Annotated in this window: 10 protein-coding genes and 2 tRNA genes; 2 read left to right on the top strand and 10 right to left on the bottom strand. The window is 45.0% G+C overall.

From position 1 onward, the window contains the following. Window positions 1-29: 29 nt before the first annotated feature. The 7 genes from HYV65_00725 to zwf form a co-directional block, all read right to left on the bottom strand. The gene (locus tag HYV65_00725; GenBank protein ID MBI2462747.1) at window positions 30-2,222 is read right to left on the bottom strand and encodes a heavy metal translocating P-type ATPase; all 2,193 of its coding nucleotides are present in this window, start codon (window positions 2,220-2,222) and stop codon (window positions 30-32) included. A gap of 67 nt (window positions 2,223-2,289) precedes the next feature. Continuing rightward, entirely contained in the window at window positions 2,290-2,478 is a 189-nt protein-coding gene (locus tag HYV65_00730; GenBank protein MBI2462748.1) for a hypothetical protein, read from the bottom strand. A 45-nt stretch (window positions 2,479-2,523) separates the two neighbouring features. Further along, window positions 2,524-2,895: an SET domain-containing protein gene (locus tag HYV65_00735; protein MBI2462749.1), complete on the bottom strand. Its 372-nt coding sequence runs from the start codon at window positions 2,893-2,895 to the stop codon at window positions 2,524-2,526. A 27-nt stretch (window positions 2,896-2,922) separates the two neighbouring features. Continuing rightward, window positions 2,923-2,998: transfer RNA gene (locus tag HYV65_00740), tRNA-Ala, on the bottom strand. Between the two features lie 32 nt (window positions 2,999-3,030). Continuing rightward, a tRNA-Arg gene (locus HYV65_00745) sits at window positions 3,031-3,102 on the bottom strand. Then, entirely contained in the window at window positions 3,103-3,729 is a 627-nt protein-coding gene (locus tag HYV65_00750) for a hypothetical protein (protein ID MBI2462750.1), read from the bottom strand. Window positions 3,730-3,929: 200 nt separating this feature from the next. Continuing rightward, window positions 3,930-5,369, bottom strand: a complete 1,440-nt coding sequence (gene zwf, locus HYV65_00755; GenBank protein ID MBI2462751.1) for a glucose-6-phosphate dehydrogenase — start codon at window positions 5,367-5,369, stop codon at window positions 3,930-3,932. Window positions 5,370-5,468: 99 nt separating this feature from the next. Between zwf and HYV65_00760 the strand changes: the two genes are divergently transcribed. Beyond that, the gene (locus tag HYV65_00760) at window positions 5,469-6,503 is read left to right on the top strand and encodes a trypsin-like peptidase domain-containing protein (GenBank protein MBI2462752.1); all 1,035 of its coding nucleotides are present in this window, start codon (window positions 5,469-5,471) and stop codon (window positions 6,501-6,503) included. 208 nt (window positions 6,504-6,711) lie between these two features. Then, the gene (locus tag HYV65_00765) at window positions 6,712-7,005 is read left to right on the top strand and encodes a GIY-YIG nuclease family protein (protein MBI2462753.1); all 294 of its coding nucleotides are present in this window, start codon (window positions 6,712-6,714) and stop codon (window positions 7,003-7,005) included. Between the two features lie 173 nt (window positions 7,006-7,178). On the opposite strand, the gene ychF is transcribed toward HYV65_00765, so the two are convergent. The 3 genes from ychF to HYV65_00780 all read right to left on the bottom strand — a co-directional run. Further along, window positions 7,179-8,300, bottom strand: a complete 1,122-nt coding sequence (gene ychF / locus HYV65_00770) for a redox-regulated ATPase YchF (protein ID MBI2462754.1) — start codon at window positions 8,298-8,300, stop codon at window positions 7,179-7,181. Window positions 8,301-8,435: 135 nt separating this feature from the next. Next, window positions 8,436-12,770 carry a hypothetical protein gene (locus tag HYV65_00775; GenBank protein MBI2462755.1) on the bottom strand — a complete coding sequence of 1,445 codons (4,335 nt, stop codon included), beginning with the start codon at window positions 12,768-12,770 and terminating at the stop codon, window positions 8,436-8,438. A gap of 358 nt (window positions 12,771-13,128) precedes the next feature. Further along, window positions 13,129-15,775 (bottom strand): hypothetical protein (locus HYV65_00780; protein ID MBI2462756.1); only part of this gene is annotated, 2,647 nt, incomplete at its 5' end.

Below are 15,775 nucleotides of genomic sequence, written 5' to 3' on the forward strand. Positions count from 1 at the left end.
TGATGGTATGCTACCGCAATAATGCGATACTACAATGTATTCCTCCTCAACAACATCGCGTTGAACGCTACAATCACAGTACTTAATGACATTAGCACCGCGGCAACCGCCGGCTGCAATACTATTCCCCAAGGCGCGAGAATACCCGCGGCAAGAGGAAGCGCTACTACGTTATACCCCGCCGCCCAAAAAAGATTTTGCACCATCTTGCTATACGTCAGACGCGAAAGCGTGATAATTTTTGCAATGTCGCGCGGATCATTCTTTACAAGAATTATGCCAGCAGATTCAATGGCTACATTTGTGCCAGCTCCAATCGCTACACCCAAATCAGCCTGTACTAAAGCTGGCGCGTCATTGATGCCATCGCCCACCATCGCCACTTTAACATTTTTAGCTTGCAGTATCTTTACTTTTGCTGCCTTATCTTGCGGCAGTACTCTCGCGAAATATTCATCAATGCCAAGGTCATGCGCCACCCAACTCGCTACATCCTCCGAATCTCCTGTGAGCATGCCGACCTTCACCCCCATTTGCCTTAGAGAAGCAATTGCTTCGCGCGACTCATCGCGAATAAGATCGGCAAGCGCGAACGCGCCTATAACATTATTGTCGCGAAGAATATAAATAATCGTTTTTCCCTTTTTACTTTCCCGTTCAATTTCTTTTTCCATACTTGATGGAACTGATGCCCCATCTAAAATCGCGGCGCCGCCGACTAAAATCTTACGACCATCAATAATACCGCTAACGCCCCTACCTGGAACGCGCGAAAAATCTTTAACCTCAAAGAAACTAAGATTATCTTGCTTGGCTTTATTTACTAATGCTCGAGAAATATAGTGCTCGGAATGAGCATCAACAGACGCGGCGAGCTGTAAAACATTTTTCTCATTTACTTGCTCGCCTGCCCCGAGTCCCTCGACATTGCTCGGGACAGGCTCTGTCGAAGTGGTCGAGGGGGTCGAATCCGCCCAAATATTTGTAACTCCGTACTCGCCTTTTGTCAGTGTTCCTGTTTTATCAAATAAAACAATATTGATATTACGCGCCATCTCAAGCGCCAAACGCTGGCGCACTAAAAATCCATTGCGCGCCGCCATTGTTGTAGAAATGGACGCAACTAGCGGAACCGCGAGCCCAAGCGCGTGCGGACAGGCAATCACCAGTACCGCTACCAACCGTTCAAAGGCCATGCTTACATCGCCAGCAAGAACAATCCATGCCAAAAACGCCACGCCTCCCGCGCCAATCGCGACAATTGTTAAATAATACGCCGCCTTGTCGGAAAGAATCTGCAAGCGCGATTTTGACGCTTGCGCTTCCCGCACGAGACGCATCACGCCGGCAAAAAAAGTGTGTTCGCCAACACTTGCCACGCTAAACTTTAGCGCGCCATCGCCGTTAATCGTTCCTGCTATAACTTGCGCGCCGACAATTTTAGACACGGGCATGGACTCACCTGTAATCATTGATTCATCAACATGCGAGGAACCATCAATAACCCTTCCATCAGCCGGAATTCTTCCGCCCGGCCGCACCACTACAACATCGCTCTCACGAAGTTCGGACAAAGGAATTGTGGTTGTATTGCCACCACGCACAACCTCCGCCGTATCTGGCAAAAGTTTGGAAAGCTCTTTTAGCGCTCCCTGCGCGCCTTGCACCGCGCGCATTTCAATCCAGTGGCCAAGCAGCATGATAGTGATAAGTGTGGTCAGCTCCCAAAAAAGAGTATGGCTGCTGCCAATTAGCACTGAATATACGCTGTAAAAATACGCCGAGGAAATAGCAAGTGCAATCAAAGTCATCATGCCTGGCATGCGCGCGTGAATCTCCTGTACGGCACTGCGAATGAACACCCAGCCGCCATAGAAAAAAACTATGGAGCCAAAGATAAGTGGTAGAAATTCAACCCCGAAAAACATTGGCGGTTTTATCGGTGAAAATTGTTGAAAAACATCAGAGTATAAAATGACGGGAATAGTAAGCGCGAGGCTAATCCAAAACTTTTTTAGAAAACTGTCTGTCTTGCCGTGCCCCGTAGCATGCCCTGCATTGCTAGCGGGGTGGCCAGCGTGACGGTCATGAACCTTCCCTTGAGGTTTAACCTCAAGGGATTTTCTTGCCCCGAGCTTGTCGAGGGGTTCTTCCACGGCAAAAAGCTGCATGCCACATTCAGGGCACATACCGGCGTAATCCTGACGTATTTCAGGATGCATTGGACAAATATATACGGTCACATTATTTATATTAATTGATGGTGAATATTCTAGCCAAGCTATTCCCTTAGTTTGGCGCAGTACCTAAAATTTTTACAATATAAACATCGGCAGCGCCGACAACACGAATAGTATCACCATCATTGATAAGAGACGCGGTCGCCGCGCGTGATGAAGGCGCAAACAATGCAAATCCCGCAATGGCTGAAAAAATAACAAAATTTTTATGATGTTTTTGAGATGCATTGATAAACAAGCTTATAGGATGGCCTTCAGTGCTAATTATTAATTACCCGGCGATTCACTTGCCTATGAATCCCTTGCAAATATTACTGCCGCAATTACACTTAAAGCCCATAGGCTGTCCATTGCTATAATCAGACGTGATCTCTTCCCCTTTTTTAATATCTTTGATGGCAATGTCGCTATAATTTTTTACGCGTGTATTAGGCTCGCAAGAATGGTTCACGTATCTCTCCGGAGATTGCATGAAGAGATACTTTTTACCCATTTGATAAAGGTAATGCCTATCGTCAGAACGTAATGTATCTCCTTCTGATTTCGTTAAAATTTTAGGATGCCATTCTAAAACAACTTCGCCCTTCTTAAAGTCTCTATCAGCAAATATGCCCTTTCCGCTTATTTTTGATTTCTTAATTACGACACCGCCCATAATCACTTAAATTATTTACTGTTTATTTGGTGGACCCAAGGGGATTCGAACCCCTCACCCCTTCCATGCCATGGAAGTGCTCTACCAAATGAGCTATGGGCCCATATATTAATAACACGATGTACTTCACAATTGTGCCCCCATGGGGAATTGAACCTCAATTTAGGGCTTAGGAGTCCCTCGTTCTATCCGTTGAACTATGGGGGCTTAAACATTAGTGATCCTTTCTACTAATGCGTGCCTTAAGGAATTAAATAGCTTGAGAATATGATTACCCTTTATAATTCTTACGCGACACATCCCGTATTTAAGCTTACCAGTTTTCTTGCCCTTAAGAACATCGACGGAGGTGATTTGTGATTTTGAAAGCCTTGTTACATTTGTCCAAAATTTTATCGCCTCTTCTTGGTTGATGTCCTCATAAATACGAAGTGACATACTTAGATTATTCCGCATAATCCCCAATTCATATAAACATTCAATAAAAACTTTTAATAATTCAGGGTCACTATTAATCAAACTAGAATCCCTTTTTGCTCCTTCTGCCCAATATAGAGCTGCCGCAACTAGAATCTTCTCTTTTTGACTTATCTCACCTAAAATATTCTTGACATCATCATCTGCTTTTTGAATTGCCTTTAATTGTCTAAAAACACTAGATTTTCTTCTATTCTCCCAATATTCAAAAAACTCCGACTTAATACTGACTCCTTGAATATACTTGAAAACTGTACCATTTGAATGGCTAGTGATTCTTCTGATCTCCGGAAGACTATGTCCACTCTCTCGCAAAGAAACAATTTTTGCAATTTGATCCTTGGATAGACCTTTCATTATTCAATTGTATCATGAATGCAGAACGATTCCTAGAATAGGATTGCTCTATCCGTTGAACTATGGAGGCTATTTGCTCATATAAACACCGGCTGGTTGCGAGGACTATAATACAACAATCTTATGTAACTTACAATGATCTTTACGGTAATTGCTCGCTGATAATGAGATATGTCACGCTATGTTGCATCAAAAACGAATTATTCAACAAAACTATCCGCAAATACGAAACTGGTATCTGGCTGATAATACGCGAGAGTCATCAAATTTTTTCGCCAACCAATAATAATTGGATCAATGAATCTCCACATTGCCCTCACCTCTTCCGAAGACACAAAAAGAGTTTGATCGCCGGCAATGCCATCAAGCAGCAATTTTTTATATTCCTCAATGTATTGGGTTCTTTTCTCCGCGTCTCTAAAACGAAAGTCCAGCGTTCTTTCCTCCAACTCCATGTCAAAACCCTCCTTTTTTGACCCGAAATGAATTGTCACGCCCTCTATTGGCTCAATGCCTATAGTCAATTTATTTTTATAATGCTGCTCTTTCTTGGGGCAAAGGCAAGGATTTGGATGGCGCAATGTAATTTCAATATCCTTACGCTGATCTTGCAATCGCTTGCCGCTTTCCAAAATAAATGGCACGCCTTTCCATTTTGGATGAGATAAAAACGCGCGGATCTTAAAATACGTTTCTGTTTGAGAATCTGGCGCCACACCAGCAATGTCGCGATAACCCGCATATTGCGCTCGAAAAGCAGAAGTACGGACATCTTCTTCGGTTGGCAGTACTAATGTTTTTAAAATATCTGCGCGATTTTTTCTGATAGCGTCTACACTAAATTCCCTGGGATGCTCCATGGTTACCAATGCCAACATCTGTAAAAGATGGTTCTGACCCACATCTTGAAGCGCCCCCACGCTGTCATAAAAATTCCCCCTATCCTCCACGCCGATTTTTTCCATCAAACGAATATGAACCCTTTCGATATTTTGACGCCCCCAGTTTGTTTCAAACAGATTATTTGAAAAACGGAATGCCAGAATGTTCTGCAACATTTCTTTGGCAAGATAATGATCAGTGCGATAAATTTGAACTTCTTTGAAAAGAGAACTCAAAAGTTCTTCCAATTGTTCTGATGTTTCCAGATTTTTGCCGAACGGTTTTTCCACCAGAATGCGCGTCCATCCTTCCTCCGGACTGCATGGTTTTGTCAATTCCGAAGCCGCGAGATTTTTGAATATGGCCTCATAGAGATTGGGTGGGACTGCCAGATAGAACAGCTTATTTGCGCAGATCCCCCAATCATCGTCTATTTTACGCAAATGGTTCTCTAGGTCTTCAAAATCGGCTAGATTCTCAAAAACACCCGAATGATAAGAAAAGAGTTTGCAGAATGCCTTGCGTGTTTTTATATTGGCATCTTTGTATTGAGCAGATGTTTCAAAAAGATATTTCTCAAAATCTTTTGGAGAAATATCTTGGCGCGAGAATCCGACTATTTTAAACGTGGTCGGGAGTTGGTTGTTTATAAACAAGCTGAAGAGAGCAGGCATAATCTTCTTTTTCACAAGGTCGCCTGTGATGCCGAAAATGACAATTATTGTTGGAATATTCTTTGTTTGCATTTTGTCTTCCATAAATAATAATGATCAAGTGTGTTGAAGCCAGGCTTCGACACACTTGAGATGCGATAACCCATTTTGTCCAACTTAATTATACTATGATATAATGAGTATATGGAAAATTCACCAATCATTCAAATTGCGAAAAAAGTTTGCCCGGCAGTCATTAGTATCGTCATCTCAAAGGACGTGCCGCAAATTGAAGGCTTTTACACAATGCCTTTTCGGGGCAGGCGGTACATAGTGCCGAAATTAAGCAAGGGGAGAAAGGAAAATGTAAAAATCGGCGGTGGATCAGGATTCTTTGTATCCGAAAATGGACTTATTCTCACTAACAGCCATGTTGTGGCAGATCCTGAAGCAAACTATACTGCAATCCTAGACCATCAAAAAGACGAAAAAATGCAGGTAAAGATATTGGCGCGCGACCCAATACACGATATTGCAATCGCCAAAGTTGATAAAAAAGACGTGCCCTTTATTGAGCTTGGCAGTTCTTCTAATCTTCAGCTCGGCCAAATGGTTGTAGCTGTGGGATACGCGCTTGGCGAGTTCACAAATACCGTCAGCTCCGGCATTGTATCGGGATTAAGCCGTTTCATTACCGCCGACAGCGGCATGCATCGCCATGCCGAACGATTGCGCGGGTTAATTCAGACAGACGCGGCAATTAATCCAGGTAATTCCGGCGGACCACTTGTTGATATCGACGGCAAGGTTATTGGTATCAACACCGCCGTGGTATTCGGCGCGCAAAACATCGGCTTTGCTATTCCAATTGATAGCGCCAAAAAAGATATTGAAGAAGTTAAGCAATATGGCCGCATCCGCATGCCCTTCTTTGGCGTGCGCTACATAATTCTCGACGAACAAATCCAGAAGCAAAACAAATTACCGGTTAGCTACGGCGCGCTCATTGTCCGAGAAACGCTTGGTGAAGAAGCGGTAATAAAAAACTCAAGCGCGGATAAAGCCGGTTTAAAAGAATTTGATATCATACTTGAAATAAACGACAAAAAAATCACAATTGACTATAGCGTGCAAGACGCGCTTCAGGAGCATGAGATAGGCGAGGAATTAGCATTCAAAGTTTTACGACAAGGGAAAGAAAAGATGCTGAAGGCGAGGTTGGAAGAGAAAAGAAAATAGAATTACTAATTGACCTAATTACTAATTTCTAATCAAATCCCAATGACGAATAAAGTCTTAAGCTTAAGACTTTTGTTTGTCATCTCGAACGAGCAACAGCTCGGAGAGATCTCTCGTCATTGCTATGACTTCGAGATGACAGTGATAAGGAAGCTTTGTCATCTCGAACGCCCCGCAGTGGTGGGGCGGAGAGATCCCTGCATTCAATATGGTAAAGTCCTACTATGTTTACATTATCAGCAACAAAAATCATACGGTTTTCTATACAGGAGTTACGAATAATCTCATTAGAAGAATATACGAACATAAAGAGAAACTAATTGATGGCTTTACTAAAAAATACAATATAGGCAAATTGCTATTTTTTGAGGAGTACAATGACGTAGAAGTAGCAATAAGTAGAGAAAAACAAATCAAAGATTACAGGAGAGAGAAAAAGTTAGCTCTAATAAAAGAACAAAATCTCAATTGGCGGGATTTATGGGAAGATATTAATAAATGATCTTTAGTGTATAGGAGTCCATGTAAGAGATCTCTCGTCGCTACGGCGACTTCGAGATGACATGCTAGTATATTGAGGGTAATTTTGGTCATTAGTATTTTAGGCCTTGATTGTTCATTTGGCACTGTGATTTGATTAGAAATTAGGTCAATTAGGAATTAGAAATTTACTAGTTATCCGTGCCGTATCACCATCACATCTCCGTCCTGCACCACGTAATCTTTTCCCTCAAGCCTTAATTTACCTTGCATGCGCGCTTCACTCCAACCCCCTATTTCCAATAGCTCTTGCCAGCCAATAACCTCCGCGCGAATAAAATTTTTATCAAAATCAGTGTGAATAACTCCTGCCGCTTGCGGGGCCTTTGTGCCCCGTTTTATCGTCCAAGCACGGGACTCATCTTCACCAGTAGTAAGAAAGGTTATCAAGTTAAGCACCTCGTATGCTTTAACTATTAGCTCGCCGAGATGCGCCTCACCGAGACCGAGTTCCTTACGCTCACTAGCCGTAAATCCCGCGCCCTCAAGTTCTTCTCGCGCGTTTAGCGCCACGTACGGGAATCCTGTATTCGCAATATATTGTTTTACATTCTCGAGAATTATAATCTGCGCGTCTTTAATGTTTAACACAAACATTCCAGGCTTTGCAGTCAGCAATTGATACGATTTGAGTAATTCGCTTTTTGCCGTAAAATCCGCGCTGTCCTCGTGCCCTTTCAAAATCGTCAACGCGCCTTTGCCGTCGCCAAGAGCCGAGGCAAGCTCCTCCAACAACGCTACTTCAATCTGAATTTCTTTTGATCCGCTTTTTGCATCTTTGCGCGCCCCGTTAGAGGCATTGCCTCTAACGGGGCGCGCTCGCTCTAATCTTTTCTCTACCGTTTCTAAATCTTTCAAAATGAGTTCTGTTTGCACAATATCCACATCGCGCAATGGGTCAATTGTTTCTTCCACATGATGAATTTCCGAATCCTCAAACAAGCGCACCATGTATAAGATTGCATCAACGTCGCGGATGCGCGATAGAAACTGATTGCCGAGGCCCTCGCCTTTATTTGCCCCGCGCACCAAGCCCGCAATGTCCACAAACTCAACCACGGCCGGCACAATCTTTTTGGAATGCGACAAATCAGACAGCTTTTGCAAGCGCTCATCGGGCACCTCAACCACACCAACGTTGGGGTCGATGGTGCAAAATGGATAATTAGCAATATCCACTTCTTTTTTTGTCAGCGCCTTAAAAAGTGTTGATTTTCCGACGTTGGGCAAGCCAACGATGCCGATAGATAAGGACATACCTAACTACAATACACTGAATAATGAATCATGAATAGTGAATAATGCACTCAAAAACGCCTGCCATTTCTCGCTATACTCGAAGTGACAGGCGTTGGTATTCACGATTCACAATTCTATATTCGCTATTCCCAGTCACACCTCGCACTGCCCGTACCCGCAGGACTCGTTTATACAGGCGTTACAGCCATTGTCCATTTTAAGTGTCTGCTCTTGGCAGGCTGGGCAAGTGTAAAGCTGCATCTGCGCCGAAATCAAGGATGCGTGCGGCTTTGCCTCTACTTGCTCGCGTACGTCTGGCTCGTTTTTTGCAAACGTTAACCCCGTTGGAGTAAATTGAATCTGCGCCTCCATGTCAGGCACCGTGCTATCCATAATGGCATCTTGTTCTTCCTCTTCCGCGACGCTTTCCGCGATCCTTATCTCATTCTCTAGTACGGCCGCGGTAGATACAGCGGCCGTCACTACTAGCTGTTCAACTTTTTCCCGCGGCGTAACATCCATCTTTTCTGCCCCCTCTACGATATGTAAATTTTTAACTTCATCTGCTTTCATCCAGCCATAATGCAAAGCATGAAATACGGTCGTCAATCGCCCACTAGGCAAAACAATCACATCATCACCTTTCACTTCTTTGCCATCCCACTTGTAAACATTATTCTTGTATTCCTCAATCGCGGATTTTTCTCCAACAGTGCTTAAAATCGCAAAACGAGATCCTTCACGATAGATAGTAATTCCTTTTAATCCCGTGCGCCACGCGTCTAGATAAATATTGGAAATAACTTCAGGCTCAATGTCTTCAGGCAAGTTCACGGTAGAAGAAATGCTATGGTCTATATACTGCTGGCACACACCCTGAATTTCCACGCGCTTGTCTGGCGCGATGAAATGAGCAGTGCGGAAAAAATGCGTTGGCAAAATACGCTTGAGCTCGTCCATATCTCCCGCATGCTCAACCCGATCTTGCAAGTTATTCTGCTCAATATACGCAGATACGGTAGAATGGAATACCTTAAACATTTGATTGTGAAAACTCTCCGACCGGCGCGTATAGTACAAAGAAAATATTGGCTCCACGCCAGAGCTAACGCCAATAAAATTCTTCGCGCCAAACTGATAGCTCAACACGATATTGGAAATGCTGCCGGTGGGCGCTATGGAAAGCAGGGCAATATTGCGCAGGCCTTTTTGCCTCACTATTTCGCGCGTTTCCTCGTTCAAACTCTTTTGGAAAAACTCGCCTCGAGAATATGTTTCATAATCAAATATCGGAGAAGACCCTTTTTCCTGCGCGATGTCTGCTGAAGCGCGGTACACCGCGTTTGCAATAAAACTCATCACTCGTTCAATTACCGCGATGCCCTCTTCGCTGTCGTAACCCATGCCAAGCTCGTTTAACATGTCGGCAATTCCCATCACGCCGATGCCGAGACGCCTCGTTTCCTTAGCCGCGCGTCGCTGTTTCTCTAAAGGATTTAATGTTTCGTTCCATGTAACTACGTTATCTAGAAAACGAGTTGCCACGGCCGCGGTTTTGGCCATGCCATCCCAATCAATTGAAGCACCTTCTACATATGGGTTTCGTACAAATCGCGACAAGTTAATGGATCCCAAGTTGCAAGCGCCGCCGTCCTCCAATGGAATCTCGCCGCAATTATGAACGACAATTCCATTAGCGACAAAAGAATGGGTTTGTGGCTCGGTCAAATCATAAACCGGCTCTTCTCCACTTGCTTGTATGCTTTCTATCGCAGCCTCAAATCGTTCTTTATAAGGTCCGCGCACAAAAGAAGCAGTGCTGGCATTTATGCGATCTTGTTTTTGCTTTGACAAAAATCCGATCTCTTTGGCATACACATAAAGACTAGCGCTGCTTATCATCAAATCATGTTGTGCCTTGCAAAAATATTCCTTTCTGCCTCCATGGCCATCGGGAAGCGGTCGTGTCATAGCTGGTCTCCTATTCTGATAGATAACACTGTAAATACCAAAACTTAAAAGCATAAGTTGTGTTTTGTGTAGCGCATCAATATCCACACTCGTAAGGCGCACAGAAAATCCTTTCTTGGCCGTACCCTGGATAGAGCCGTCGGCAGTAAAAAGCGCGCGGAGAAATCCTCGCTGGCATTCTCTCCCCATTTGCAATACATTCACAGGAAAACGCCCCTCGCACACTCCATAGCGAACCGCAAGATTGGTAATTCCCTGCGAACGAAGGTTTATACTTGCCCCAGAATGTATAGGTGTCAGTTCTCGTCCCGTAGAACAAGTAACTGCTTCGCGAAGAGCAGGTAAGCATTCTTGCTTATCATCGCCATAAAAATATAGTATGCTTCTACCGTCATTTTTTGCATTGTAATGGCCATCACCCGCAAGCCATCCAAGAGTAAGTCCTTCCTCGTAAGTCCCGTTTCTTCCATACATACCTTCTAATTTACCAACGACAACCTTCTCGCCTTCCTGTAATTCTGCCAGTGTCTTCCACCCACTTGGTGTTTGAATACGATGATCTGCGGTCGCCTTCAAAACAAACCCTTCGCGAGTAGTTAAAGTATATGTAGGTTTAATTCCAGTTTGCCATACGCGCGCCGCCTCCCCGACCCGACCTCCGTCCAACAGCAGTAATGGTTGTTTGCCTACAAGTTCGCTGATAGGTAAAAGGCCGTCCACAGTGGAAACAAGCGTGTCGCCTGTAACGCACGGATTTGTGCTTGCGATAGGCCTGCCCGCGTAGTTGGACGGCGACATGCTTGACATGCGCGTCCAAAATAGCAGCCCCGGCTCTGCCGTGCGGTAATTCCCTTCCACAAACGCGTTCCACAACTCGCGCGCTTTTACCAAACGCTTTACCTCGCCCGTTTGCGCGGAGTTAAAATACAGCATAAAATCACCGGAGTATTTTATCGCAAAATCACTATCGCTGCGCGGACTTGCTACCAAATAATCGCCAAACATATCGCGGCGGCCGGCATCACCAAGAATATCATGCGTCAAAGAACCGCAACCCTGCTCTGCCAAAAAAGCATTGAGTTCGGAAATACTGGTGAATGTGCCACGAAGCGTGTAGCGCTCAATTGGCTTTGACGGAATGCCGTAGGAATAATTTACCTCACCTCCTTGCGAGATACCAAGCGAACTTACTGACTTATCTTTCTCATAAACCAAAATTGCCTCGCCCCCGTGCTCGTTTTGCTCTTCTACCGCGCGCATAAACTCGTCGTTCATTTTTAAGCTGATATTAGCGGAGCGCACCTGCGTGTTTTCTCGCACCTGGCGTTCAATTTCCGTCATCTGATCGACGGAGAACTTGCCGCTCATCTTGCACTGTTCAAGTATCTGCCTTGTAACCCAGTTAGGATTCTTTTTTGCTTTCACAAACAGCGGACTGTCAGGATGCTTAATGTCCAACGTCAACATCAAAGCGCCGCGGCGCCCAGACTGGCCGATTAAACCAGTCGTAAGAGAATACAACTCCATAAAGGACACGGCGCCTGTGGATTCATCAGCCGCGTTATGCACCACGGACCCTGCCGGACGCAAGGTAGTGATATCAACCCCAATTCCACCGCCGTATGAATAAGTACGCGCGCATTCATAAGCCGCTTTGTAAATTGACTCCAGGTTGTCTTCCTCAATCACTGATACAAAACAATTGGCAAGCGTTTTAAGGCGATACAAGTCGCCAGAGCCTGCCAGTACGCGGCCGCCTGGCATAAAATATCCCTCATACAAAATCTTGTAAAAATCTTCAGCGTGCACCTGCTGGCGTTTTTCATCCGGCTCAACCGATGCCATGAAAGCGGCGAGGCGCGCAAAAACGTCTTCCGGCCTCTTCTCTAGGCGATTACCCTCCAATGTTTTTAGATAATATTTTTTCTGGTAGATTGTTGTAGCAAGCTCGTTATTGCCAAGATAGTTTCCCTCGGGATGCGTAGCCAGCTTGCCGGTTTTCTGCATTGTTTTCAAATAGAAAAGGATATTTTTGTATGCTTCAATGCGATCATAGCCAAGGAGCGATGCCAGTTTGCTTTTGTGAGCGAACATGTGCAGCAGAGCGCTTTTTTCTTTATCGTCACCCTTTGATGCTTCGTTTGCAGCACTGCGCAATTCCGCTCGTTTTGCGCGATACAAAATATATGCTTTCGCTGTTGTGGCATGGCCTTCGTCAATTAACACTTTTTCTACGATATCCTGAATTTCCTCAACGGTGGGGAATTTTTTTTCTGACTCTTCGATTCTTCGGCATACCACATCGCTCAAACGCTGTGCTTCATTTTTGTCGTTACCGCCGACTGCCCGCGCGGCACGAAAAATTGCGTTCACCACTTTTTCCTGCTCAAAAGGCACCATTCGCCCGTCGCGCTTTGCTACTTTTTCAATATTCCAATGTTTTTGCGTGCGTGGCGCGGGCACAGGAGTGCCGTGTACAAGATTACTATGAGCTGATTGTGGTGTATAGCTGGGCATAACTTTAAAAATTTTAATTTCTAAAATATTCAATCATTGCGAGGACGAAAGCCAAGCAGTTGGCTTTCGTCCTCGCAATGACGTACTAAAAATACAATTATAATTTTTGTCTAAGGGATTTTAATAGTAGCACTGACTTGCTTTGTGGCAACCACCTACTTATCCACATGTTTCACCAACCAAAAAACCGCTTCTCTTTGAGGGAAAACGGCTTTTTTGGTACTGCGCGATATTTCAAACTCTTTAGCAACATTCATTGACCAAGTGACAAATGCAAGATGTGATAAAACTTTGACTTTCTGACTTCTCGGGGAATCCTTGAAATCCAATCCTTGAGATTAAACCTCGAGCTCGTTCCTCACGGCATAGCGTTACTCGTCTGACCCCCCGCCTCATTCGTATCACTTGCCACTGGCGGTGTTGCATCGGCTGGCGTGCTATCGGCCGTTAAGGTTGCGTCTGATGGTGCGCTCTCTATCGGTGTATCTGTTGACGTATCTGTTGACGCGCTGTCTATTGTACCTGTTGAAGTTGTATCTGTTGAGGTTAAGCCTCCGTTTTCTTGTTGAGGGTTAACCTCAACGGCGCTAGTTTCTTCTGATGAAATCTCTGTAGAAATTAAACTTCCGCCATCTTGAAGATTAACTTCACTGGTGCTGTCCGTGGAAGTCTGGCTTCCACTGCTTTGTGTAGTAGTACCCGTTGAGGTTAAACCTCCGTCTTCTTGAGGTTTAACCTCTTCAGAAACCTCTTCGGAACTTAAGGTTGATGTATCACCTGAGGTTAAACCTCCATCTTGTTGAGGTTTAACCTCTGTAACCTCCACGGGGGCCGCATCCAATACTATATTCAATGAATTTAATTTTTCTATCAGCGTGCTATCCGGCTGAACTTTCGCTATTACTATCCAGTCAAAGGAGACGCCTTTATTTGTTACGATACCACTCGCTTGCGATGAATCGCGCACCACGAATCCGTATGGGGTACGGCTGTCTACGTACAAGGCGCCTGATACGAATTCGTTCGGAGTAATAACAACTTTATAATCCGCTTGCAGTGAGCCTGTCGAACCTGCTTTTACGTTATTCAAACTCGTAATAAGCGCTGTAAATGTTGGATGAAATGCAATGAGGCCAGCGGTATCCGTGGTCATGCCCTGTTTCGTAGTGCCACAAGTTGCAGCAACCTGCTCCGCCCATTGCTTCACGTTACGCACTTCTGGATTAGCGTTCTTCAAGAGCGCGGTCAATGTATCAACCTCTTCCAAAGACATAGTATTTATATCGCGCTCTGAAAACTCGCTTGCTGAGATTTGCTGTAAATCACTGCACGAAACGGTCTTTGACGTTCCAGAAATCAGGATTTGGTCACGAGTTGTTTGGAGTGTATAAGTTTTTACTTTCATATTTGCTCCGTCTTGAGATTCTGTTTCGAGCTTTGAATCCTCTGCCAAGATTATTGAATTTGTCGCGAAATCATAGCCATCTCCCAGCGCAAAGATGTTTACGCGCAGAATTTCAAACGTGCGCGCGATGGCGCTTGCCCACTGGCCTGTGTAATCCTGGCTTCCACTGTTCTGCGGCACGCCATTTGAGTTAGCCGCCAACTGGCCGGCATCATCAAGCTTTAACTCTAGAGCCGCAACACGCGCCTCCAAATTTTCTTGCTGAACCGCAAGTTCTTTTACTCCAGCGAGCGTAAGAGTCGCGAGGTTGTACAAGCTAATACCATTGCCCATTGCGTTTACCACAGACTTTGGGGCAGATTCTACTATCAAGCCAAGATGAACTTTAGAATCCGGTGTTTCTTGCTTGTAGCGGTATGTCGCGATCGGCGAATTCATAATTTGGTCAAGAGCGGTTTTGTTGTCCTCGTCCGTGTAGTAGGAAATATCCTTTTTAAATTCAGACCTGCTGTATACTTCCCAACCGTCGGAGATAGCACTGCCCAAACCCTGCGCGATTACGAGCGGACGGGAATCCAAAGGAGTTGTGCCGATGGCAAGTGTGCCGGTTTTACTAATAGTCAAACCGTTGCTGTTTGAAAGACTTGAAGGCGAGAAACGAAGGTTGCCGTTAGCGTCCACGCCCGCGGCAAAACTAGTAGATGTGGTATCGCTGCTATTTGGCTGGAAGTCAATGATGCTATTTTGCGCGACAACTGTATTTGCATTAAGCTTTTGATAGCCAAGATTTACAAAAATCATAATTTTATCAACCGTTGCGGTATTTGTATATGGTTCAAGCGCTGTGCCGATCGTCTGGCCATCTATAGTCGCACGCATGGCAACGCCTGGCACTGACGAAGAAGTAAGATAGTCGCCAATTGCTATAACGCCATTTTCCGTAGAAACTTTTACTGGCACGCGACCCGTTAAGGCAACGGGAACTTGGCCTGCTGGCAATGTGCTAGCCCCGGCTGCAATAATTCCATCTGGACTAATCAGCATACCTGGAGATGTTGAGTAAATACCGACAACTTCCTTTTGATTTGCTGCCGATGACTTCGTAACTCGCCCCGGATCTGTTACATCAAGCGCGACAATATCACCTGCCTCAAGCGTGGTGTCGTTGGTCGGATAAACTTCCGCGTAGTCAGAACATACCGCGGGATTTCCCGTAAGACCCGCTCCATTACACGTAAACTCTACTCTGCCACCCGCGGTGTAAATAGCAAAGTTGTTAGCAGGATTATTTGTATTTGCTCCCGTAACCGCGTTTACATAAATTCCATAGTTATTGCCACTGGCTGCGCCGGAGATTGCGCCAATGTTGACACCATAGTTAGTTGTGCCGATGGCGGTGCTTGCGGCGATGCCTATCCCGTAATTCGTGGTTCCTGTTCCACTCAAAGCTCCCACGTTAATTCCGTAGTTGGTTGTTCCTCCGGTTGTTACCACTCCTCCGAGGTTAAGCTGGGCGTTGGTTGTGGTGGTGGCCGAAGTAAGTATTCCGGTGCTGATTTGGTAATTGCTGGTTGTGCCTCCTGTCATGGTGCCAAGGAGG

Source organism: Candidatus Spechtbacteria bacterium (assembly GCA_016188605.1).
GTDB lineage: Bacteria > Patescibacteriota > Minisyncoccia > Spechtbacterales > JACPHP01 > JACPHP01.

What these genes read in the sequence shown, in the direction of transcription:
- HYV65_00725 (MBI2462747.1), bottom strand. Translation starts at nt 2,222, where the DNA reads ATGCATCCTGAAATACGTCAGGATTACGCCGGTATGTGCCCTGAATGT.
- HYV65_00735 (MBI2462749.1), bottom strand. Translation starts at nt 2,895, where the DNA reads ATGGGCGGTGTCGTAATTAAGAAATCAAAAATAAGCGGAAAGGGCATA.
- HYV65_00750 (MBI2462750.1), bottom strand. Translation starts at nt 3,729, where the DNA reads ATGAAAGGTCTATCCAAGGATCAAATTGCAAAAATTGTTTCTTTGCGA.
- zwf (MBI2462751.1), bottom strand. Translation starts at nt 5,369, where the DNA reads ATGGAAGACAAAATGCAAACAAAGAATATTCCAACAATAATTGTCATT.
- HYV65_00760 (MBI2462752.1), top strand. Translation starts at nt 5,469, where the DNA reads ATGGAAAATTCACCAATCATTCAAATTGCGAAAAAAGTTTGCCCGGCA.
- HYV65_00765 (MBI2462753.1), top strand. Translation starts at nt 6,712, where the DNA reads ATGGTAAAGTCCTACTATGTTTACATTATCAGCAACAAAAATCATACG.
- ychF (MBI2462754.1), bottom strand. Translation starts at nt 8,300, where the DNA reads ATGTCCTTATCTATCGGCATCGTTGGCTTGCCCAACGTCGGAAAATCA.
- HYV65_00775 (MBI2462755.1), bottom strand. Translation starts at nt 12,770, where the DNA reads ATGCCCAGCTATACACCACAATCAGCTCATAGTAATCTTGTACACGGC.